23 protein-coding genes are annotated in these 21685 nt (G+C 69.0%); 12 read left to right on the top strand and 11 right to left on the bottom strand.

From position 1 onward, the window contains the following. Positions 1-26: 26 nt before the first annotated feature. Together A5711_RS25735 and A5711_RS25740 are read right to left on the bottom strand one after the other, a co-directional pair. Positions 27-1139 carry an MBL fold metallo-hydrolase gene (locus tag A5711_RS25735; protein ID WP_067951484.1) on the bottom strand — a complete coding sequence of 371 codons (1113 nt, stop codon included), beginning with the start codon at positions 1137-1139 and terminating at the stop codon, positions 27-29. A 5-nt stretch (positions 1140-1144) separates the two neighbouring features. Beyond that, positions 1145-1876, bottom strand: a complete 732-nt coding sequence (locus A5711_RS25740) for an enoyl-CoA hydratase (RefSeq protein ID WP_067735701.1) — start codon at positions 1874-1876, stop codon at positions 1145-1147. A 27-nt stretch (positions 1877-1903) separates the two neighbouring features. Here A5711_RS25740 and A5711_RS25745 point away from each other — a divergent pair, with 27 nt between their 5' ends. Then, positions 1904-3376 carry a carboxyl transferase domain-containing protein gene (locus tag A5711_RS25745; protein ID WP_067951486.1) on the top strand — a complete coding sequence of 491 codons (1473 nt, stop codon included), beginning with the start codon at positions 1904-1906 and terminating at the stop codon, positions 3374-3376. 78 nt (positions 3377-3454) lie between these two features. On the opposite strand, the gene A5711_RS25750 is transcribed toward A5711_RS25745, so the two are convergent. Beyond that, entirely contained in the window at positions 3455-4006 is a 552-nt protein-coding gene (locus tag A5711_RS25750; RefSeq protein WP_067951487.1) for a TetR/AcrR family transcriptional regulator, read from the bottom strand. Positions 4007-4110: 104 nt separating this feature from the next. Here A5711_RS25750 and A5711_RS25755 point away from each other — a divergent pair, with 104 nt between their 5' ends. The 5 genes from A5711_RS25755 (at position 4111) to A5711_RS25775 (ending at position 9497) form a co-directional block, all read left to right on the top strand. Then, on the top strand, positions 4111-5250 hold the full coding sequence (locus A5711_RS25755) for an FAD-dependent oxidoreductase (RefSeq protein WP_067951489.1): 1140 nt from the start codon (positions 4111-4113) through the stop codon (positions 5248-5250). 186 nt (positions 5251-5436) lie between these two features. After that, entirely contained in the window at positions 5437-6147 is a 711-nt protein-coding gene (gene prrA, locus A5711_RS25760) for a two-component system response regulator PrrA (RefSeq protein WP_156673443.1), read from the top strand. 13 nt (positions 6148-6160) lie between these two features. Next, entirely contained in the window at positions 6161-7501 is a 1341-nt protein-coding gene (locus A5711_RS25765; RefSeq protein ID WP_067951491.1) for a HAMP domain-containing sensor histidine kinase, read from the top strand. A gap of 152 nt (positions 7502-7653) precedes the next feature. Then, positions 7654-7917 carry a DUF2630 family protein gene (locus A5711_RS25770; RefSeq protein WP_067951492.1) on the top strand — a complete coding sequence of 88 codons (264 nt, stop codon included), beginning with the start codon at positions 7654-7656 and terminating at the stop codon, positions 7915-7917. Positions 7918-7943: 26 nt separating this feature from the next. Then, entirely contained in the window at positions 7944-9497 is a 1554-nt protein-coding gene (locus A5711_RS25775) for an NAD(P)/FAD-dependent oxidoreductase (RefSeq protein WP_067951494.1), read from the top strand. On the opposite strand, the gene A5711_RS25780 is transcribed toward A5711_RS25775, so the two are convergent. Both A5711_RS25780 and pdxH read right to left on the bottom strand, forming a co-directional pair. Further along, complete coding sequence (locus A5711_RS25780; protein ID WP_067951496.1) at positions 9498-10790, bottom strand: citrate synthase; 1293 nt, start codon at positions 10788-10790, stop codon at positions 9498-9500. 129 nt (positions 10791-10919) lie between these two features. Continuing rightward, positions 10920-11579, bottom strand: coding sequence for a pyridoxamine 5'-phosphate oxidase (gene pdxH, locus A5711_RS25785; protein ID WP_197501113.1), 660 nt, complete (start codon positions 11577-11579; stop codon positions 10920-10922). Between the two features lie 71 nt (positions 11580-11650). Between pdxH and A5711_RS25790 the strand changes: the two genes are divergently transcribed. Continuing rightward, positions 11651-12772: a citrate synthase 2 gene (locus tag A5711_RS25790; protein WP_067951500.1), complete on the top strand. Its 1122-nt coding sequence runs from the start codon at positions 11651-11653 to the stop codon at positions 12770-12772. Between the two features lie 134 nt (positions 12773-12906). Beyond that, positions 12907-13365, top strand: a complete 459-nt coding sequence (locus tag A5711_RS25795; protein ID WP_067951503.1) for a VOC family protein — start codon at positions 12907-12909, stop codon at positions 13363-13365. On the opposite strand, the gene A5711_RS25800 is transcribed toward A5711_RS25795, so the two are convergent. Both A5711_RS25800 and A5711_RS25805 read right to left on the bottom strand, forming a co-directional pair. Further along, the gene (locus tag A5711_RS25800; RefSeq protein ID WP_067951505.1) at positions 13362-15059 is read right to left on the bottom strand and encodes an FAD-dependent oxidoreductase; all 1698 of its coding nucleotides are present in this window, start codon (positions 15057-15059) and stop codon (positions 13362-13364) included. The genes A5711_RS25795 and A5711_RS25800 overlap by 4 nt on opposite strands. 20 nt (positions 15060-15079) lie before the next feature. Then, positions 15080-16105, bottom strand: coding sequence for a diiron oxygenase (locus tag A5711_RS25805; protein ID WP_067951507.1), 1026 nt, complete (start codon positions 16103-16105; stop codon positions 15080-15082). 244 nt (positions 16106-16349) lie between these two features. Between A5711_RS25805 and serC the strand changes: the two genes are divergently transcribed. Both serC and sepH read left to right on the top strand, forming a co-directional pair. After that, on the top strand, positions 16350-17468 hold the full coding sequence (gene serC, locus A5711_RS25810) for a phosphoserine transaminase (protein ID WP_156745060.1): 1119 nt from the start codon (positions 16350-16352) through the stop codon (positions 17466-17468). A 199-nt stretch (positions 17469-17667) separates the two neighbouring features. Next, positions 17668-18441 carry a septation protein SepH gene (gene sepH / locus A5711_RS25815; RefSeq protein ID WP_067951511.1) on the top strand — a complete coding sequence of 258 codons (774 nt, stop codon included), beginning with the start codon at positions 17668-17670 and terminating at the stop codon, positions 18439-18441. Here the strand turns inward: sepH and A5711_RS25820 are convergent. From A5711_RS25820 to A5711_RS25830, 3 genes are read right to left on the bottom strand one after another with little or no spacing between them, the layout of a single operon-like run. After that, complete coding sequence (locus A5711_RS25820) at positions 18438-18707, bottom strand: DUF2537 domain-containing protein (protein ID WP_067951513.1); 270 nt, start codon at positions 18705-18707, stop codon at positions 18438-18440. The genes sepH and A5711_RS25820 overlap by 4 nt on opposite strands. Beyond that, positions 18704-19537 (bottom strand): RNA methyltransferase, encoded by an 834-nt coding sequence (locus tag A5711_RS25825; protein WP_067951515.1) that lies wholly within the window; start codon positions 19535-19537, stop codon positions 18704-18706. The genes A5711_RS25820 and A5711_RS25825 overlap by 4 nt, the downstream gene beginning before the upstream one ends. Then, positions 19534-19965, bottom strand: a complete 432-nt coding sequence (locus A5711_RS25830; RefSeq protein ID WP_067951517.1) for a MarR family transcriptional regulator — start codon at positions 19963-19965, stop codon at positions 19534-19536. Before A5711_RS25830 ends, A5711_RS25825 begins: the two co-directional genes overlap by 4 nt. Before the next feature lie 153 nt (positions 19966-20118). On the opposite strand from A5711_RS25830, the gene A5711_RS25835 reads away from it, so the two are divergent. Both A5711_RS25835 and A5711_RS25840 read left to right on the top strand, forming a co-directional pair. Continuing rightward, the gene (locus A5711_RS25835; protein ID WP_067951523.1) at positions 20119-20394 is read left to right on the top strand and encodes a DUF2530 domain-containing protein; all 276 of its coding nucleotides are present in this window, start codon (positions 20119-20121) and stop codon (positions 20392-20394) included. Positions 20395-20426: 32 nt separating this feature from the next. Next, positions 20427-20882: an SRPBCC family protein gene (locus A5711_RS25840; RefSeq protein WP_067951519.1), complete on the top strand. Its 456-nt coding sequence runs from the start codon at positions 20427-20429 to the stop codon at positions 20880-20882. Here A5711_RS25840 and A5711_RS25845 read toward each other — a convergent pair. After that, positions 20879-21685 (bottom strand): DUF3027 domain-containing protein (locus A5711_RS25845; RefSeq protein ID WP_067951521.1); only part of this gene is annotated, 807 nt, incomplete at its 5' end. The genes A5711_RS25840 and A5711_RS25845 overlap by 4 nt on opposite strands.

Consider the following 21685-nt stretch of genomic DNA (forward strand, 5'->3'; position numbering starts at 1 on the left):
ACGCCCGGGGTCGGCAGACCCCCGAATCAGAGCCGCCACCAGGGGTTCGATTTCGGCGGCGCCGCGGGATCGATGCGTTGGCCGGGGGCGGGGACCGCCACTTTGACGTTTTCCGGTTCAGCGGCTGCGAGCAGGCGTTCAACCGGCTCGGCCCACGGGTGGGGAGCCAGCCGGAAAGTGCCCCAATGGATCGGCACGAGCAGCCCGTCGCCGGTGAGGTCCAGGTGCGCCCGCACCGCTTCCTCGGGGTTCATGTGGACGTCCGGCCACGCGGTGTTGTAGGCGCCGATGGGCAACAGGGTCAGGTCGAACGGTCCGTGGTCGGCGCCGATCTGCGCGAAGCTCTTGGTATAGCCGGTGTCGCCGCCGAAGTAGGCGCGATGATTCGGGCCGACGAATGTCCACGACGCCCACAGCGTGGTATTGCGGTCCAGGAAGCGACCCGAAAAGTGCCGCGCCGGAAGGCAAGTCACGGTCAGCTGGTCGACCAGACCGCTCTGATGCCAGTCGAGCTCGACGATGCGGTGCTCCGGTATCCCCCACGCGCGCAGGTGCGCGCCGACACCGAGCGGCACGAAGAACGGGGCCCGCTGCGTGTGGGCCAGCGCCGTCACCGTGTCCATGTCGAGGTGGTCGTAGTGGTCGTGGCTGATCACGACCGCGTCGACGGCGGGCAGCCCTTCCAGTTGCACCGGCGGCGGGTGCAGCCGCTGTGGTCCGACGATGTCCGACGGTGAGCACCGGTCGCTCCAGACCGGGTCGGTGAGCACCCGGTAACCGTCGATTTCCAGCAGCGCCGTCGAGTGACCGAACCAGCTGACGGCGAGCCGGCCGGGGTCACCGTCGTAGATCGCCGGAGCGGCCAACGGGATTGGCGCTGAAGGCCGGCTCACTCCCCGATTGCCGATGAGCTCCCACGCGACCAGCCGCAGCTCTTCGCGATCCATCGTGAAATTGGAGGCGGGGTCGAGGTTGACGAATGCGCCGTCGCGGTAGTTCGGTGACCCCTCCGCCACCGCCCTGATCGCGGCGGGATGGGCGCCGAGGGCCGCCGGTGCGCCGTGCAGCGCCCGCACCACCCAGCTGCCGGCCACCAGCGAAGCCGTGCCGGCGGCCAATCGCAGCGCCCCCCGCAGCATGACGGTTAGGCCCCCTGGAACTTTGGCGGTCGCTTCTCGATGCGGGCGACTTGGGCCTCGATGACGTCCTGGCTCCCCCACGCCCTGTCGAACAGCTCCTTGTGCACGGGCCCGGCCTCCTCAATGGCGCCGTCGTCGTTCAGCACCCGCTTGGCATGCTGAATCGCCAGCGGTGCCAGGCCGGCGATCTCGGCGGCCCACGCTTGGGCGTCGGCCAGCGTTCCGATGCGGTTGGCCATTCCGGTCTGCAGCGCGGCGTCGGCGGTCAGCTTTTCGGCGGCCAGCAGCATCGCGCGGGCCCGCCCGTGCCCGACCAGTGAAGACAACCGGCGAATGCTCCAGTTATCAAGTGCCAGGCCATATTTCGATGTCGGAAACTGGAAGAACGCGTCCGGTGCGACGACCCGTAGATCGCATTGCATGGCCAGCTGCAGGCCCGCACCGATGGCGGGGCCGTTGATGGCGGCGATCACCGGGATCAGCGTCGTGTCCATCACCTTGTGTAACTCGATGAGCCGGTCGGGATAGTCGGCGGCGAACGCGTCGCCGCTCAGGTCGGCGCCGGCGCAGAACGCCGTGCCCTGACCGGTCAGCACGATGGCCCGGACGGAGCCGTCGCTCGCCTTCTGGAAGGCTTCGCGCAGCTCCTCGACGAGCTGGGAATTCAGAGCGTTGCGGCGCTCGGGCCGCTGCAGCTCAATCGTCAGCACGGCTTCGGCCTGGGTAACACCGATCATGGCAGCCACCCTATATAGCCTCGTGTCGTGAGTCGTATCACGGCTGCTCAGCTGCGCGACGCGGTGCTGGACGAGGGCTCTTTCATCCGCTGGGACGGCGAGCCGCTCGCGGTGCGGGCCGGCGAGGCCTACGCGCGAGAGCTGGCCGACGCGCGGGCGGCCACCGGCCTGGACGAATCGGTGCTGACGGGCGAGGGGCGCATCTACGGGCGCCGGGTGGCGGTGGTGGTCTGCGAGTTCGGCTTCCTCGGCGGCTCGATCGGGGTGGCCGCGGCTGAGCGGATCACCGCCGCGGTGCAGCGAGCGACCGCCGAGGGCCTGCCGCTGCTGGCCTCGCCGAGCTCCGGCGGCACCCGCATGCAGGAGGGCACGGTCGCATTCCTGCAGATGGTGAAGATCGCCGCCGCCGTCCGCCTGCACAAGCAGGCCCACCTGCCCTACCTGGTCTACCTGCGCAATCCCACCACCGGCGGGGTGTTCGCGTCGTGGGGATCGCTCGGCCACGTCACCGTCGCCGAACCGGGCGCCATGATCGGCTTCCTCGGACCCCGGGTGTACGAGCTGCTCTACGGCGAGCCGTTCCCCGAAGGCGTCCAGACGGCGGAGAACCTGCAGCGCCACGGCGTGATCGACGGGGTCGTCCCGGTCGGCGAGCTGCGCCGGACGCTGGACCGGGCGCTGACCGTCATCGCCGACCCACCCGAGCCCCTCCCGGCGGCGGGGCCGGCCGAATCGCTGCCCGACGTGCCGGCGTGGGACTCGGTGGTGGCGTCGCGCCGCCCCGACCGGCCGGGTGTGGGGCTGCTGCTGCGCCACGGCGCCACCGATCGGGTGCTGCTGTCGGGCACGGGGCAGGGCGAAGCGGCGACGACCCTGCTGGCGCTGGCCCGTTTCGCCGGCCAGCCCGCGGTGGTGCTCGGGCAGCAGCGGGTGACGGGTGGGATGGTCGGGCCCGCCTCGCTGCGCGAGGCCCGGCGCGGCATGGCGCTGGCCGCCGAGCTGCGCCTTCCGCTGGTGCTGGTGATCGACACCGCCGGCCCCGCGCTGTCGGCCGAGGCCGAACAGGGCGGGCTGGCCGGCCAGATCGCCCAGTGCCTGGCCGAGCTGGTGACCCTCGATACCCCGACGGTGTCGGTGCTGCTCGGCCAGGGCAGCGGCGGGCCGGCGCTGGCGATGGTGCCGGCAGATCGGGTGCTGGCCGCGCTGCACGCGTGGCTCGCCCCGCTCCCGCCGGAGGGCGCCAGCGCGATCGTCTTCCGAGACACCGCTCACGCCGCCGAACTTGCTGCCGCGCAAGGCATCCGGTCGCTCGACCTGCTGGCGTCGGGCATCGTCGACGCCGTCGTGCCGGAACATCCCGACGCCGCCGACGAGCCGATCGAGTTCTGCCAGCGACTCTCGCGCGCCATCGCCGCCGAGGTGCACGCGCTGCGGGCGCTCCCCGCGGGCGAGCGGCTGACGGCCCGCCTGCAGCGCTACCGCCGCATCGGATTGCCCTGAGCGGCGGCGGACCGCCGCGACACAGAAACCACGCACACGACACGCCGCAAAACGTCACCGTGGTTTATGTCTCGCGCGTCAGCCATCGGGTAGCCCGAGGTAGCGCTGAATGGTCGGGCCGAGCCAGTCGACGATCTCGTCGCGGGTCATCTCCACGATGGGCGGTAGCCGTAACACGAAGCGGCACAACGCCATCCCCAGGATCTGGGTCGCGATCAGCCCCGCGCGCACGGCGACTTCCTCCGACGGCACAAGCGAGCCGACAAGCGGCCGGATCTGGGTTCCGAAGATCTCGTGCATCCGTTGCGCCGCCTCGCCGTTGGTGGCGCTGGACCGCAGCAGGATCACCAGCGCCTCGTCGCCCTCCCAGCGTTCGAGAAAGTGGCGCACCAGCGACCGCCCGACCTGCGCCGGGTCGATCGAAGCGAGATCGGGGAACCGCAAGTCGAACTCGGCGGCCGCGGCGAACAGCTTGTCCTTGCTGCCGTAGTACCGCATGACCATCGCGGGATCGATCCCCGCGTCGGCGGCGATCGCCCGGATCGTCGCCCCCTGGAAGCCGACCGCGCCGAACCGCTCGCGGGCGGCCGCCAGGATCACTGCCTTGGTCTCATCGGACGACCGTCTCATGTCAACGATTGTAGGCCAACAACTGTTGACATTGCTCCACCGGCACGCAAGCATGGGGGTATGCCAACAAGCGTTGACTAAACGCACCGAGAGAGGAGCGGACCATGAAAGACACCGATGTCCTGGTGGTAGGCGCGGGCCCGACCGGCCTCACGCTCGCCGCCACACTGCTCAGGCGCGGAATCCGGGCGGTCGTGGTCGACAAGTTGGCCGAGGGCGCGAACACGTCCCGTGCCGCCGCCGTCAACGCCCGCACCCTCGAGGTGCTCGAGGAGCTCGACGTGGCCCGGCGCATGGTCAAGGCGGGGCTGATCGCACCGCGATTCACCATGCGGGAGGGCCGGCGCATCCTGATCCCCGTCGACTTCAGTGAGCTGCCGACGGACCACCCGTACACGCTGATGCTGTCCCAGGCCGACACCGAACGGCTGCTGCTCGAGCGACTCCAGGAGTTGGGCGGCGACGTGGTCCGCCCCAAGACGCTGAGCCGCATCCGCCAGGACGCCGCCGGCGTGACGGCCACATTCGACGACGGCGACACCATCAGGGCGGGCTACGCCGTCGGCGCGGACGGCATGAACAGCACCGTCCGGACTCAAGCCGGAATCGGCTTCGCCGGTGGCGAATTCGCCGAGGCTTTCACCCTCGCCGACGTTCGAGTAACCGGTGAAGCACCCCGCAACGAGGTGATCCTGTTCTACGGCCAAGACGGCCTGGCGGTGCTGGCCCCGCTGCCCGGTGGCATCTTCCGTGTCGTCGCGCCGACCGGCGACGCGCCGCAGCTGCCGTCGGCGCAGTTTGTGCAGGCCCTGCTCGACACCCGAGGATTCGGGCCAGGGCAGACGGTCGTCACCGAGCTGGTCTGGGGTTCGCGGTTCCACATCCATCACCGCGTCGCCGACACCTATCGCGCCGGCCGATTGCTGCTCGCCGGTGACGCGGCGCATGTGCATAGCCCGGCCGGGGGCCAGGGCATGAACCTCGGCATCACCGACGCGGTGGCGCTGGCCGGGGCCCTCGCCGAAGTCCTGGGGGGCGCCCCGGAGGCCGCGCTGGATGCGTACAGCACCGCGCAGCGCCGCCGCGCCGAGCGGGTACTGAAACTGACGGGACGGCTGACCCGGGTCGCAACCCTGCCGCGCCTGTTGCGCCCCCTGCGCAACACGGGAATGCGCCTGGCGGCGGGGGTTCCCGCGGTGCGCCGGCAGCTGGCGGTGCGGCTGAGCGGACTCTCCGTGGAATGACCCAAACCTTCACGGCGGCAACATCATCAGAAATCGGCCACTCCGGACGCGAATGCCACGTCGCACCAACCGATCTCGGGATCGCACGTCCCTACCAACGGGCAGTTGCGGCGCAGCGTCGAAAACGTAACCTTTTAGGCATCGGCGGCCCGGCCTTGGCACCGCCACGATCAACAATCAGGCAAGATGGGCGACATGGACACTGGTGGCACCTCACCCCGCGTCTTGGTCGTCGACGACGACTCCGATGTGCTCGCGTCGCTGGAACGCGGCCTGCGGCTGTCCGGATTCGAGGTGTCGACCGCGGTCGACGGCGCCGAAGCCTTGCGCAGCGCCACCGAAACCCGGCCGGACGCGATCGTGCTCGACATCAACATGCCGGTGCTGGACGGCGTCAGCGTCGTGACCGCGCTGCGGGCGATGGACAACGACGTCCCGGTCTGCGTGCTGTCCGCCCGCAGCTCGGTCGACGACCGGGTCGCCGGGCTCGAGGCCGGCGCCGACGACTACTTGGTCAAACCGTTCGTGTTGGCCGAGCTTGTCGCGCGGGTGAAGGCGTTGCTGCGCCGTCGCGGCGCGACCGCGACGTCCTCCTCGGAAACCATCACGGTGGGCCCGCTGGAGGTGGACATCCCCGGCCGGCGCGCCCGCGTCAACGGCGTCGACGTCGACCTGACCAAGCGTGAGTTCGACCTGCTGGCGGTGTTGGCCGAGCACAAAACCGCGGTGCTGTCCCGCGCGCAGCTCCTGGAACTGGTGTGGGGTTACGACTTCGCCGCCGACACCAACGTCGTCGACGTATTCATCGGGTACCTGCGCCGCAAGCTCGAGGCCAACGGCGGTCCCCGGCTGCTGCACACCGTTCGCGGAGTAGGGTTCGTGCTGCGTATGCAGTAACCAGGCGGGTGTCATGAATTTTCTATCCCGCATCCTGACCCGTACGCCTTCGCTACGCGCGCGGGTCGTGGTCGCGACCGCCATCGGCGCCGCCATTCCCGTGCTCATCGTCGGGATCGTCGTCTGGGTGGGCATCACCAACGACCGCAAGGAGCGGCTGGACCGCCGCCTCGACGAGGCCGCCGGCTTCGCGATCCCTTTCCTGCCGCGCGGTCTCGACGAGATCCCGCGCTCCCCCAACGACAACGACGCCATCATGACGGTCCGCCGCGGCGACCAGGTCAAGTCGAACTCCGACGTGACGCTACCCAGGCTGGACGTCGATTACGCCGACGCATACGTCAAAGGCGTGCGATACCGGGTGCGGACGGTGGAGATTCCCGCGCCGGAGCCCACGTCGCTGGCCGTGGGCGCGACGTATGACGCGACCCTCGCCGAAACCAACAACCTGCACCGGCGCGTCCTGCTGATCTGCGGCTTCGCCATTGGCGCGGCGGCGGTGTTCGCCTGGTTGCTGGCCGCGTTCGCGGTTCGCCCGTTCAAGCAGCTCGCGCAGCAGACTCGATCGATCGACGCCGGCGACGAGGCGCCTCGGGTGGAGGTGCACGGCGCCACCGAGGCCGTCGAGATCGCCGAGGCCATGCGGGGCATGCTGCAGCGCATCTGGGATGAGCAGATCCGGACCAAGGAGGCGCTTGCGTCGGCCCGCGACTTCGCCGCGGTGTCGTCGCACGAGCTGCGCACGCCCTTGACGGCGATGCGCACCAACCTCGAGGTGCTTGCCACCCTGGACATGCCCGACGACCAGCGCAAAGAGGTGCTGAGCGACGTCATCCGCACCCAGTCGCGGATCGAGGCCACGCTGAGCGCCCTCGAGCGGCTGGCCCAGGGCGAGCTGTCGACATCCGACGATCAGGTGCCGGTCGACATCACCGAGCTCCTTGACCGCGCCGCCCACGACGCGATGCGCATCTACCCCGACCTCGACGTGTCACTGGTGCCGTCGCCGACGTGCATCATCATGGGATTGCCGGCCGGATTGCGCCTCGCGGTGGACAACGCGATCGCCAATGCCGTCAAGCACGGCGGCGCGACCCGCGTCCGCCTCTCGGCGGTCAGCTCCCGCGCCGGGGTGGAGATCGCCATCGACGACAACGGCAGCGGCGTACCCGAAGACGAACGCCAAGTGGTCTTCGAGCGGTTCTCCCGCGGGTCGACCGCCTCCCATTCCGGGTCGGGCCTGGGGCTGGCGTTGGTGGCCCAGCAGGCCCACCTGCACGGCGGAACCGCTGCACTGGAGAGCAGCCCGCTGGGCGGTGCGCGCCTGGTGCTGCGCCTTCCGGGGCCCAGCTAGCGCAGCCGCCGAGATCCCCGGCATGGCCGGTTCCGAAAACGGCTCTGGCACAAGGCTTTCGCGTTCGTGGATTCGTTGGTCCCCGCTGTACGTCGGGCAGGCGACGGGCAACCTGGCGATTCGGCCCCCGCCCGGTCGGGCACACTGGAGCGATGGCCAACGGCAAGAAACCGACCGACAGCGAGACCCTGGCACACATCCGCGACCTGGTCGCACAGGAGAAAGCCCTGCGGGAGCAGCTGCAACACCGCGACATCTCCGAATCGGAGGAACACGACCGCCTGCGCCGACTGGAGGTCGAGCTGGACCAGTGTTGGGACCTGCTGCGGCAGCGCCGGGCGCTGCGTGAAACCGGCGGTGACCCGCGGGAGGCCGAGGTTCGTCCGCCCGGCGAGGTCGAGGGTTACCTGAGCTGAACCGTCACGCGGCGGATGGCGGTGCCTTGGACGCCATCGTGATTGGTGGCGGTCACAACGGCCTCGTCGCGGCGGGGTACCTGGCCCGCGCGGGTCTTCGGGTGCGGTTGCTCGAGCGGCTGGGGCACGTCGGCGGGGCAGCGGTCTCGGCACAGGCCTTCGACGGTGTCGGCGTCCGGCTCTCCCGCTACTCCTACCTGGTCAGCTTGTTGCCGCCCCGCATCGTCGCCGACCTGGGTGCGGCGGTCCGGCTGGCCCGGCGGCCGTATTCGTCGTACACCCCCGACCCCGCCACCGATGGCCGGAGTGGGCTGTTGATCGGCGCGTCCGGCGGCACGTTCGCCGCGATCGGCGCCGGCCCCGATGAGCACGGGTTCGCCGCCTTCTATCAACGCTGCCGACTGGTGACTCAACGGCTATGGCCGACGCTGCTGGAACCGCTGCGCACCCGAGAGGAGGCCCGCCTGCATGTCGCGGGAAGCGGCGACCGCGATGCGGCGGCGGCGTGGCAGGCGTTGATCGACGAGCCGATCGGGCACGCCATCACCGCCGCCGTCGGCAACGACGTGGTCCGCGGCGTGATCGCGACCGACGCGCTGATCGGAACGTTCGCGCGCCTTGACGACCCGTCACTGATGCAGAATGTCTGCTTCCTTTACCACGTGCTGGGCGGCGGCACCGGGGACTGGGATGTTCCCGTCGGCGGGATGGGCGCACTGACCGATGCCCTGGCAGCGGCGGCCATCGGCCACGGTGCCGAAATAACCACTGGCGCAGAGGTTTACGCCGTCGAACCGGACGGCGCGGTGCGCTACCGCACCGGCGACGAGGAACACCTGATAACGGGCCGGTTCGTCCTCGCCGGCGTCACACCGGCGGTGTTGGCAGGCCTGCTCGGCGAACGGCCGCCGTCCCCCGCCCAGGGCGCGCAGGTCAAAGTGAACATGGTGCTGCGGCGACTGCCCTGGTTGCCCGATGACGGCGTCACCCCCGAACAGGCCTTCGCCGGGACATTTCACGTGAACGAGACGTGGACCCAACTGGACGCCGGGTATTCGCGCGCGGCCGCCGGGCATATTCCGAATCCGCTACCGTGCGAAGCCTATTGCCATTCGCTGACCGACCCGAGCATTCTGTCGGCCGAGCTGCGCGATTCGGGCGCCCACACGATGACGGTGTTCGGTCTGCACACCCCGCACTCGCTGTTCGACGGCAGCTACTCCGGCGCCCTGCGTGACCGGTTGACCGAGTCGGTACTGGCGTCACTGAATTCCGTTCTGGCCGAACCCATTCAGGACGTGCTGATGAGCGACGCTCAGGGCCGGCCGTGCATTGAGACGACGACCACCCTGGACCTGCACCGCACGCTGGGGATGACGGCCGGCAACATCTTCCACGGCGGCCTCGCGTGGCCGTTCGCCGACGACGACGACCCGCTGAACACGCCGGCGCGACGATGGGGGGTGGCGACCGCGCACGAGCGAATCATGTTGTGCGGCTCCGGTGCCCGCCGCGGCGGCGCGGTGTCGGGCATCGGCGGGCACAACGCCGCCATGGCGGTGCTGGCCTCGCTCTGCTGATTAGCGCGCGTCGATGGTCTGGTAGTCGCGCTCGGTGTAACCGGTGTAAATCTGGCGCGGGCGGCCGATCTTGCTGTCGCCCTCGTCGTGCATCTCCCGCCAGTGCGCGATCCAGCCGGGCAGCCGGCCGAGCGCGAACAACACGGTGAACATCCGGACCGGGAAGCCGAGGGCCCGGTAGATCAGCCCGGTGTAGAAGTCGACGTTCGGGTACAGCTTGCGCTCGATGAAGTAGTCGTCGGTCAGCGCCGCCTCTTCCAGTTCCTTGGCGATGTCCAGCAGCGGGTCGCCGCCGAGCTTGGCCAGGATCTTGTCGGCCTGTTCCTTGACGATCCGGGCGCGCGGGTCGTAGTTCTTGTACACGCGGTGGCCGAAGCCCATCAGCTTGACGCCCTCTTCGCGGTTCTTCACCTTGCGGACGAACTCGCTGACGTCGTCGCCGCTTTCGCGGATCTGGTCGAGCATCTCGAGCACCGCCTGGTTGGCGCCACCGTGTAGCGGACCCCACAGCGCGTTGATGCCGCCGGAGATCGAGGTGAACAGGTTGGCCCGCGACGAACCCACCAGCCGAACCGTCGACGTCGAGCAGTTCTGCTCGTGGTCGGCGTGCAGGATGAGCAGCATGTCCAGCGCCCGCACGACTTCGGGGTCCGCCTGATAAGGCTCCGCCGGCAGCCCGAACGTCATGCGAAGGAAGTTCTCCACCAGCGACTGCGAGTTGTCCGGGTAGAGGAACGGCTGCCCGACGGACTTCTTGTACGCGTACGCGGCGATGGTGGGCAACTTCGCGAGCAGGCGGATGGTCGACAGCTCGACCTGCTCGTTGTCCATCGGGTCGAGCGCGTCGGGGTAGTAGGCGCTTAGCGCATTCACCACGGCCGACAGCACCGGCATGGGGTGCGCGTTGCGGGGGAAGCCGTCGAAGAAGCGCTTCAGGTCCTCGTGCAGCATGGTGTGCATCTGGATCCGCTTGGTGAACTCCGCGAGCTGGTCCTTGTCGGGCAGCTCGCCGTAGATCAGGAGGTAGCTCACCTCGATGAAGGTCGACTTCTCGGCGAGCTGTTCGATCGGGTAGCCGCGGTAACGCAGGATCCCGGCATCGCCGTCGATGTACGTGATGGCGCTCTTGCACGCGGCGGTGTTGACGAACCCGTTGTCGAAGGTGGTGTGCCCGGTTTTGGACAACAGGGAACCGAGCGCAATCCCATCCGCACCTTCGGTGGCGCGAACGATCTCTAAGTCGATCTCGCCCCCCGGGTACTTCAGAGTTGCGGTGTCGTCGGTGTCGGCCACGAGAACCCCTTTGCGCTCTGGCTGGTATGGCTGCCCTGACTAGGTGCTTATAAGTGAAGGTAGTCGTTGTCGCGTTCGCGTGCCTGCCCGGGGTCGGGTCTGTCCCGTCGCACCGACCCCCGGGGCGGGCTAGGGCTGGAGGCGCTCCACATGAGCGCCGGTGACCCGGATCCGGTTATGCAATCGGTTCTCCCGGCCCTGCCAGAATTCGACCGATTCCGGAGCAAGCAGATAGCCACCCCACCCCGGCGGTACCGGAACCTGCTCGCGGTCGGCGAAGCGCGCGGTCACCTCGGCCAGCTGGTCGAGCAGCGCCGCGCGCGACGCGATCGGACGGGACTGGTGCGAGGCCCACGCGCCGAGCTGGGAGCCGCGGGGCCGCTTGGACCAGTAGTCCTCGGTGACCTCAGGCGTGACCTTGCTCACCGGACCGCGGAGGTGAACCTGCCGGCCCAGCTGGTACCAGGGAAACGTCACCGACGCGTACGGCGTCGCCGCGAGGTCGGAGCCCTTGGCCGAGTCATAGTTGGTGAAAAATGTGATCCCGGACTCGTCCACGCTCTTACACAACACCGATCGGCTTGTCGGCCTGCCGTCGGCGACGGTGGCCAGCACCAGGGCGTTGGGTTCGGCGACGCCGGACCGCTCGGCCTCATCGATCCATTTGCGCAACAAGGCAACCCAACCGTCGTCGAGCCAATCCGTGTCGAGATCGGGACTGCCGTCCTTTTCCGCCGATCCGTATTCCACGCGCATCCTCTGCAGGCGCTCGGAGTCTGGTCCTGCCACCGCGCCAACGCTACCGGGGCTTGCTACCGGCCGGTAGCGTCGGTCCGAACGTGGGGTGCGAGAATTTTCGTATGACTGTGGTCCCCGAAGACTTTGTCCCCGGCCTCGAGGGCGTCGTCGCCTTCACCACCGAGATCGCCGAACCGGATAAAGACGGCGGCGCCCTCCGCTACCGCGGTGTCGACATACAGGACCTGGTCAATCAACAGGTCACCTTCGGCGACGTGTGGGCTCTGCTGGTCGACGGTAAGTTCGGCCACGGATTGCCGCCCGCCGAGCCGTTCCCGCTGCCCATCCACACCGGCGACGTGCGCGTCGACGTGCAGGCGGGCCTGGCGATGCTGGCCCCGATCTGGGGGTACCGTCCCCTGCTCGACACCGACGACGCCACCGCCCGCGACCAGCTGGCCCGGGCCTCGGTGATGGCCTTGTCCTACGTGGCGCAGTCCGCCCGCGGCATCTACCAGCCCGCGGTCCCGCAGCGGGTGATCGATGAATGCGACACCGTCACAGCCCGTTTCATGACCCGCTGGCAGGGCGAGCCGGACCCGCGGCACGTCGAGGCGATCGACGCCTACTGGGTGTCGGCCGCCGAACACGGCATGAACGCGTCGACATTCACCGCTCGGGTGATCGCCTCGACCGGCGCCGACGTGGCCGCGGCGTTGTCCGGGGCGATCGGGGCCATGAGCGGACCGCTGCACGGCGGCGCGCCGGCGCGGGTCCTGCCGATGATCGAAGAGGTCGAACGCACCGGCGACGCCCGCGGGCTGGTGAAGAAGATCCTGGACAGCGGCGACAAGCTGATGGGCTTCGGGCACCGCGTCTACCGCGCCGAGGACCCGCGGGCGCGGGTGCTGCGCGCGACCGCAGAGCGGCTGGGCGCGCCGCGCCACGAGGTCGCGGTCGCGCTGGAGCAGGCCGCGCTGGCCGAGCTGCGCGAGCGGCGTCCGGACCGGGCCATCGAGACCAACGTCGAGTTCTGGGCGGCGGTGATCCTCGACTTCGCGCAGGTGCCGGCCAACATGATGCCGGCGATGTTCACCTGCGGACGGACCGCCGGCTGGTGCGCGCACATCCTCGAGCAGAAGCGGCTCGGCAAGCTGGTGCGCCCGTCGGCCATTTATGTCGGACCGGGCCCCCGCAGCCCGGAATCGGTCGAGGGTTGGGACCGCAGCCTCACCAACGCCTGAGAGGAAGCCGGTTGTCGGTTGCCCGGCGATTAAATGAGTGTCGCCGCGATGAGTTTTGGTCGCGGGCGCAGTCATAACTCGCGAGCCTGCCCGTCTCGGGCCGGCCTGGGAACCGACAGCAAGGAGAAACAACAATGGCGCTCAACATCGAACCCGCCCTGTCACCGCACCTGGTGGTGGACGACGCGGCCGCCGCAATTGACTTCTACGTCAAGGCTTTCGGTGCCGAGGAACTGGGGCGTGTGCCTCGGCCGGACGGAAAACTCATCCACGCCGCGGTGCGCATCAACGGCTTTCTGGTCATGCTCAACGACGACTTCCCCGAGATGTGCGGCGGCAAGTCGATGACGCCCAAGTCATTGGGCGGCACCCCGGTCACCATCCACCTGACCGTCACCGACGTCGACGCCAAGTTCCAGCGGGCGCTGGACGCGGGCGCCACCGTGGTCGCCCCGCTGGACGACCAGTTCTGGGGTGACCGCTACGGCGTGGTCGCCGACCCGTTCGGCCACCAATGGTCGATGGGCCAGCCGGTGCGCGAGGTCGGCTACGACGAAATCCAGGCCGCGATGGCCGGGCAGGGCGCCGGCTAGCCGAGCAGCCGGTCCAGTAGCCCGCGTCGCGGCGGCGGCGCGGGCTCGGCGGCGGCAGCGGCGGCGAGCATGTCGGTCACCTCGGTGAACTTGTTCCGCGGCCGACCGTCGGCGCTGCCGCGCGCGATCTCGGCAGCGTCGATGGCTCGCCAGCCGCGGCCATCGACGGTGTCGGGCTGCCGGGTGTGCACCAGCTTGGCCAGCGCCTCCGGCTCGGCCACCGGATCGCTTAGCTTGCCGGCGTTGAAATCCGCCACCAGGGCCTGAACGGTTTGCAGGGAGCACGACTTGTTCGTGCCGATGAACCCGCTGGGCCCCCGCTTGATCCAGCCCGCGACGTATGCGCCCGGGACCGGCGCCCCGGAGTCGGGATCGATCACACGGCCGCCGTCGTTGGGGACCACCGCGGTCGACTCGTCGAACGGCAGGTCGCGAATCGGCATGCCGCGGTAGCCAATCGATGTCAGCACCAGACCCGCGTCCAGTCGGCACACCTCGTCGGTTCCGGTGACCGCGAACTCCACCCCGGTGGCGCGTTCATCACCCAGCACGCGGTTTGGGGTGAGCCGATAGGCCAGCCGGATACGCGGGGCGCCGGACAGGTCGGCCGGCGCGGAATCGTCACCGAGCGTGCTCAGTATTTCCAGCTTGCGCTTCGTCAAGCCGTCCGTGGCCGCCGCGAGATCGGCCGCCACCAACTCGTGGTCGGCGGCGCTGAGCACGACGTCGAATGAGCCCGTGAGCCCGATCAGTTCGGGCAGGGTGAATGCCGACTGGGCGGGACCCCGCCGGGCGGCGACCACCACTTCGCGGACGGCGGAAGCGCGGAACGCCGCCAGTGCGCGATCGGAGATGTCGGTGCGGGCCAAATCGTCGGGGTCCGCCGTGAGCACACGGGCCACGTCGAGCGCGACGTTCCCGTTGCCGACGATCACCACCCGCTCGTGGCTGAGATCGACTGGCAGATCGGCAAAGTCGGGGTGCCCGTTGATCCACGCGACCAATTCGGTGGCGGTGCCGGTGCCGGGCAGGCCCATGCCGTCGATCTCCAGCCGACGGTCGTCGGGGGCGCCAACGGCGTACATCACGGCGTGGTGGTGGGCCAGCAGCTCGGCGTAGCTCAGGTGCCTGCCGACCTCGACGTTGAGGTAGAACCGGAAGCCGCGATGACCGGTGATCCGGTCGAACAGCCGGGTGACCCGCTTGGTGTTCTGGTGATCGGGCGCGACGCCGGCGCGCACCAGCCCGTAGGGGGTCGGCAGCTTCTCGAACACGTTGACCCGCACGCCATGTTGGGTGAGCAGTTCGTCGGCGGCGTACATCGCGGCCGGCCCGGATCCCACGATGGCCACCGTCAGCGGCCGGCGGCGGGCGCGCACCTGGGCGGCCGGAATCACCGGGGCCAGCTTCGATGTGGGCGGGACCTTCTCGCCCTCGGGCCGCTCGGGGTAGAAGGATGCGTTGATCTCGACGAACGGCAGCTGCTTGGTATCCAGCCGGCTGTCGGGTGCGATGGCGCCGACCGGACATGCGCTCACGCACGCGCCGCAGTCCACGCAGGCCACCGGATCGATGTAGAGCATCTCCGAGGTGGCGAAGCCGGGCTCGTCGGGCGTGGGGTGAATGCAGTTCACCGGGCACGCGAAAACACAGGACCCGTCGTTACAGCACGACTGGGTAATAACGTGCGGCATAAACGATTACCCGCGTGGTCCTAGGCGGCCGGCGCCGCAGCCAGGTGCTGGCGTTGCGGCTCGCTGCGGTAGCGCGAGGGCTTCCCGTCGATCTTGCACAGCCGCCACATGAGCCGCGCCGAACGGGTTTCCATCAGGCCGGTGTCATGAGCCAGCATCCGGACGTCACCGAACATGTCGCTCAGCCACTTTCGTGACTCCGGCGACCGGAAGAAGAGTTCCTTCTTGACCTCGCGCGGAATGTCGAACTCCTGCCAGAATGCCTTGGGCGGCACCACGATCGCCCGGCACAGGATCTTCATGGTCAGCGGCAGGTAGAGCGCGGTCCAGAACCGCTGGCGCTTGGTCAGTTCCGGCACCCGCCTGCGCAAGAACTCGTGGGCGAAGGAGATGTGACGCGCTTCCTCGGCGACGTGGATGGCCATCACCCGCTCCATGATGGGATGCAACGACTTGCCTTCGCGCAGAACGTTTTTCTGTGTGTGGTCGATGGGCTCTTCGCCGGCGAGCACTCCGATGAAGAATGCCACCGGCAGGGGGCCGGCCACCAGTGGAACCAGCGGCGAGAGCCACTTGAGCATCCGCGGCATGCCCGGCACGTCGGCGCCGATCCGGTTGACCATCTCCTGAAACATCATGGTGTGGTTGCACTCTTCGACCGATTCGTGCAAGCAGTACCGGTATTCCGGGGACCCGTTCGGTACCCAGAACGTGTAGTTCATCAGACCGCGGATCAGAATCGACTCGAAGTGCAGCCCCACCTTGGCGACGTTGGCCTGGCGCCACATGCCGATCTTGATCTTGCGCTCGTCGGACTGCGCCAGGTACCAGGGGTGCCGTCCCAGCGGGTCGGTCGCCGGCAGTATCCACCGCGGGTCGTTCTCCGTGACGGCGAATTCGGCCGCATCCCAGTCGATGTCTGTGTACGGGTTGAAGTTTCGCCGCACCGACCCTTCGGACAGGGTGGCGAGCGTGTTGACGTACTCGGTGTCGTCGCGCACTTCCATATTGCGGCGCCAACGCCGAACCATGCGTGTCCTGGCCATATCCAAGCCTCCCCAGCGAGGTTTACATTAGGACGTGCTGTGTCCAGACAGTACCGCAGGTACCGCATATCTTCTAGACCCCTCGGCGGCACTGTGGCCTGACCAGCGGTCAGCGCCATAGTGTGCCCCACGTCACAGCGCGTGAAACCCGGCGAGCTCCCGGCCATGTGTTTTGCCGGAGCCCGCGGCGTCGGCAGTCGGACCGCCGTGCCGCGCGTCACGTCCGCTCACTACCCTGATGAGCATGGCTGACCAGCTCGAGGTTCCCGCTGACATCAAACCCCGCGACGGCCGCTTCGGCTGCGGTCCTTCCAAGGTCCGGCCCGAACAGTTGCAGGCCCTGGCGACCACCGCGGCCCCGCTGTTCGGCACGTCGCACCGCCAGGCACCCGTCAAGAATTTGGTCGGCCGGGTCCGGTCGGGGGTGGCCGAGCTGTTCTCCGTGCCAGACGGTTACGAGGTCATCCTCGGCAATGGCGGCGCGACGGCGTTCTGGGACGCCGCGGCGTTCGGGTTGATCGACAAGCGCTCGCTGCACCTGTCCTTCGGCGAGTTCAGCTCGAAGTTCACCTCGGCGGTCGCCAACAACCCCTTCGTCGGCGATCCCATCGTCATCAAGGCGGACGCCGGCAGCGCGCCCGAGCCACAGAGCGATCCCTCGGTTGATGTGATCGCCTGGGCCCACAACGAGACCTCGACCGGGGTGGCAGTGCCCATCCGCCGTCCCGCCGACTCCGGCGACGCGCTGGTCGTCATCGATGCCACCTCCGGCGCCGGCGGCCTGCCGGTGGACATCACCGACACCGACGCCTACTACTTCTCGCCGCAGAAGAATTTCGCCAGCGATGGCGGCCTGTGGCTCGCCGTCATGAGCCCAGCCGCGCTGGCGCGGGTCGAGTCCATCGCCGCGTCCGGCCGCTGGGTTCCCGACTTCCTGTCGCTGCCGATCGCCGTGGACAACAGCCTGAAGAACCAGACGTACAACACCCCGGCGATCGGCACCCTGGCGCTGATGGCCGAGCAACTCGACTGGATGCTGGGTAACGGCGGGCTGGAATGGGCGGTCAAGCGCACGGCCGACTCCTCGCAGCGGTTGTACTCCTGGGCAGAGGAGCGGCCGTACACCACGCCGTTCGTCGCCGACCCCGCACTGCGCTCCCAGGTCGTGGGAACCATCGATTTCGTCGACGACGTTGACGCGGCGGCCGTCGCGAAGGTTTTGCGGGCGAATGGCATCGTCGACATCGAGCCGTACCGCAAACTCGGCCGCAACCAGCTGCGTGTCGGGATGTTCCCGGCGGTCGAGCCCGACGACGTCAGCGCCCTGACGCAATGCGTCGACTGGGTGGTCGAGCGGCTTTAGCCCGGCGAAGACACGGGCCGAAACGGCCAGCTGTGGGGGTACCTCCCGCTTGCGGGGGAGGCGCGGGCAATCCAGCGCCCCCGCCCCGCAATCAGCTCGTAACCGCCCAGCGTGTCAGCACCGCTTACGGACGTTGGCGCATTAGAGTGCGCACGAGATGGGTCCGTCGACCTGCACACGGAGCCTGCGAGGAGAAGCCATGCGGGAACTCAAAATGGTTGGGGTCGATGCCGACGGCAAACACATCATCTGTGGGGCCGGCGACGCCGGTGAACCGTTCAAGCTCGCCATCGACGATCAGTTGAAGGCCGCCGTGCGCGGCGAGGCCGCGCACCCGGACCAACCGCACCTCGACATTCAGGTCACCAACATGCTGAGCCCCAAAGAGATTCAGGCCAAGATCCGGGCCGGTGCGTCCGTCGAGCAGGTGGCCGCGGCGTCGGGCTCCGATGTTTCGCGGGTCCGGCGGTTCGCGCACCCGGTGCTGCTGGAACGTGCCCGCGCCGCCGAGTTGGCAACGGCCGCGCATCCGGTGCTCGCCGACGGCCCCGCGGTGCTCACCTTGCTGGAAACCGTCAGCACGGCGCTCGTGACGCGCGGCCTGGAACCCGACCGGCTCAGCTGGGATGCGTGGCGCAACGAAGACAGCCGCTGGACCGTGCAGCTTGCGTGGAAGGCCGGCCGGTCCGACAACATCGCGCACTTCTGCTTCGCCCCGGGCGCCCACGGAGGAACGGTCACGGCTGTCGACGACGCGGCCAAAGAACTGGTGGACCCGAACTTCGACCGCCCACTGCGGCCGCTCGCGCGGGTCGCTCACGTCTCGTTCGAGGAACCGGCGAAGCCCGCTGCTCCCGCGCCGCAAGAGCAACCCGCGCCGCAGGAGCAGCCGGTACACACCCGTCGGGGCAAGCCGGTCATCCCGGCCTGGGAGGACGTGCTGCTCGGCGTCCGCTCGGGCGGACAGCGCTAGCGCAGCGTCAGCGCGATCAGCGTCAACCACCCGCCGGCGACTCCGATTCCCGCGCCCAGCAGGAACCAGCGCAGCACCAGCTTGTGCCGCCATCCCCACAGCGTGGGCGCGAGCCCGCCGGCGGCGACGACGTTGAGACCGACCGCCAGGAGTGGATGCACCCGGATCAGTCCCAAAGTGAGCACCACAATGGCGGCGCCGGTCACTGCGGCGACGAAGCCGGCGACCGTCAAACCCGTTGCCCAGGGCACGGAATCGTCGGTCACGAGCCGAGCCTAGCCCGTTCGTAGAACGCCAAAGCGGCCGCAGTCGCCACGTTGAGGGAGTCGGTGCCGCGCGACATCGGGATGCGCACGCGCACATCGCTCAATCGCAAGGTAGCCGGCGTGAGCCCCGGCCCCTCGGCTCCCACGAGCACCGCGACGCGCTGGTCGTGCGCGGCAGCCATCGCTTCCGGCAGGCCGCATGCCCTGCTGTCCGGGGTCATCGCCAGCAGCCGAAATCCGTTCTCTTTCAGCATGATCAGCTCGGCGGGCCATTCCGTCGCCCGCGCGTACGGGACCAGCAGGGCGTGGCCCATCGAGACGCGAACGGCGCGACGGTAGAGCGGATCCGCGCAGCCGCTGCCGAACACCACCGCGTCCACGCCCAACCCGGCGGCGTTGCGAAAGATCGAGCCCAGGTTCTCATGATCGTTGACGCCCTCGAGCACCGCGACCGTCCGGGCGCGCTCGACCAGTTCGGCCACGCTGGGTTCCGCCACCCTGCGCGCGGCCGCCAGCACGCCGCGATTGAGGTGAAAGCCCACCACTTGCGCCATGACGTCGGCGGAGGCGCGGTAGAACGGCACGGCGCTACCCGCCAAATCGTCGGCAAGCTCGGCGAGCCGGCGGTCCGTCCCCAACAGGGCATGCGGGGCGAATCGGGAGGCGAGCATGCGCTGAACGACCAGCACGCCTTCGGCGATCACCAAACCCTTGCCGGACGGCAGATCGGGACGACGATCGACGCTGTTCAGGTCGCGGAAATCGTCGAGCCGGGGGTCGTCGGGATCGTCAACGTCCTGGACGTTCGGGGCATCCGTTCCGTCGCTCACGGGCCTTCGTCGACCAGGGCCAGCATCAGGTCGGCCGCGTTGCGCAGGGTGTCACGTTGCTCGCTGTCCAGCGTTGCGAGCCGTTTGGCCAGCCACTCCTGACGGGCGCGCCGGGTCGCCTTGACCAGCTCGGCGCCAGAGTGCGAAACCGAGACCAGCACCTGCCGGCCGTCGACGGGATGCGGGGCACGGTCCACCAGGCCCATGTCGGCCAGCGATGCGATCACCCGGGTCATCGACGGCGGCCGGACCCGCTCGCGAATCGCCAGCGCGCCGGGCGTCATCGGGCCCTCGTTGGCGAGCGTGGCCAGCGCCGACAGCTGCGACAACGACACCGGCGACGACGGGTTCCGGAATCGGAGTTGGCGGGCCAGCCGCATGACCGCCAGCGACAGATCGCTGGCCAGCCGCGCATCGCTGTCAGGCATGGCGCGAGGTTACACGCAAGCTCCTGAAAGCGGGATACGAACCGGTGAACGACGGCTTGCGCGGGCGCTTGACCCTCGGCCCAGGCATTTTCGATCGCCCGGCCGCGCATGGGCGGTACCGGCGGACCGCATCGGGCAGCTATGTTAATCGCGATGTCTGTGGAACCCGGCCAGAACCGCGAGGCGCCGCCGCTGCCGCCCGCGCTGCTCAACGCCTGGCCGTTCGTCGCACTCGGCGCGCTCGGCTGGCTGGTCGCTGCGGCCGCCGCGTTTCTCGTGCCCGCCCTGCAGAGCTGGCGCCCCCTGACGCTGGCCGGGCTCGGCGTCGGAGTACTCGGCACGAGCATCTTCGTGTTGCAACTCGCGGCTGCCCGCCGCGGCGCACGGGGCGCACAAGACGGACTCGAAAACTATTTCGATCACGGCTAGATCTCGCAACCAGCACGGACCCGGGAGGATCGATGGTAGCCCCGCTACTGCAAGCGCAAATCGACATTGACGCACCGGTTTCCACGGTTTGGGGGTTGATCTCCGATCTGGGGCGGATGCCGGAGTGGAGCCCGCAGTGTCGTTGGATGAAAACCTTCGGTCCGCTGCGGCAGGGCATGCGCAGCCTCAACATCAATCGCCGTAACCGCCTGTACTGGCCGACCACTTGCACGGTGGTCGAGGTCATCCCGGAAACCAAGCTTGCGTTCCGGGTCAACGCCAACCACACGATCTGGAGCTACGAGCTCCAACCCACCGGCGAGGGCACCCGGGTGATTGAAAGCCGTCACGCCGAGAACGGCGTGACCGCAATTTCGAATCTGACGGTGAATGCGCTGCTCGGCGGAACCACCAACTTCGAACGCGAGTTGCTCGACGGGATGAACACCTCGTTGGCCAAGATCAAGGCCGCCGCCGAGAAGAGCTAGTCGACCTCGGGCTGGGACTCCAGCGGCTCGGGCTGCGACTCCGGCGCTGCAGCCTGGGCTTCCGAGGTCTCGGGCGTTGAGGCCGACGGCTCCGGCGCGGCCTCCTCGGTGGTCGATTCCGGGAGTTCGGTCGTCTCGGAAGGCTCGGGCTGTGTCTCGGTCACCTCTGCCGGCTCGGACGACTCGGGCGGCGCCTCGACAACGTCGAGCACGCCGTCGTCGTATGGCTCGTAGGAGGGGGAACCCGTACCGGCGGGAGCGGGCGTGTCCGAATGCGCGCCGCAACCGTACTGCTTGTCGACGACCTGCCCGTCGGCCGACAGTTCGTTGCCGCACACGCCGAACATCGCACCGAGCGATCCCGCCAACGGCAGGAAGAAACCGCAGTCGCGGCATACCCGCTTGGTGGACCGCGCCATCGGTGAGTCGGGACCGTGGTCTCCGGTGTGCCACCGTTCGGCCGCCTCCGCGCGGCCCCAGGCGCTCATCACCCAGCGCCGGCCGAGCCCGATCTCGGCGGCGGCCTCGTCGACCTGCGCGTCACCGCTGGCCGCGTAGCCGGGCACCAACCGCGGATCGTCGGCCGCGGGCGCCAGCAGATCACCGGGGCTCAGGTCTCCCGGACGCACCCGCTGATCCCACGGAACCCACTGCGGCGCCAGCAGCGCCGTCGGACCCGGGATCAGCACCACTTCGCTGACGGTGGCGTGGTCGGCACGGGGATGCGCGGCGACGACCACGGCCCATTGCCAGCCCTGATATCCAGGCAGATGCGCCAGGAACCGGTGGGTCGCGGCGGCCGG

This window comes from Mycobacterium sp. E2238 (assembly GCF_001672665.1).
Lineage (GTDB): Bacteria > Actinomycetota > Actinomycetes > Mycobacteriales > Mycobacteriaceae > Mycobacterium.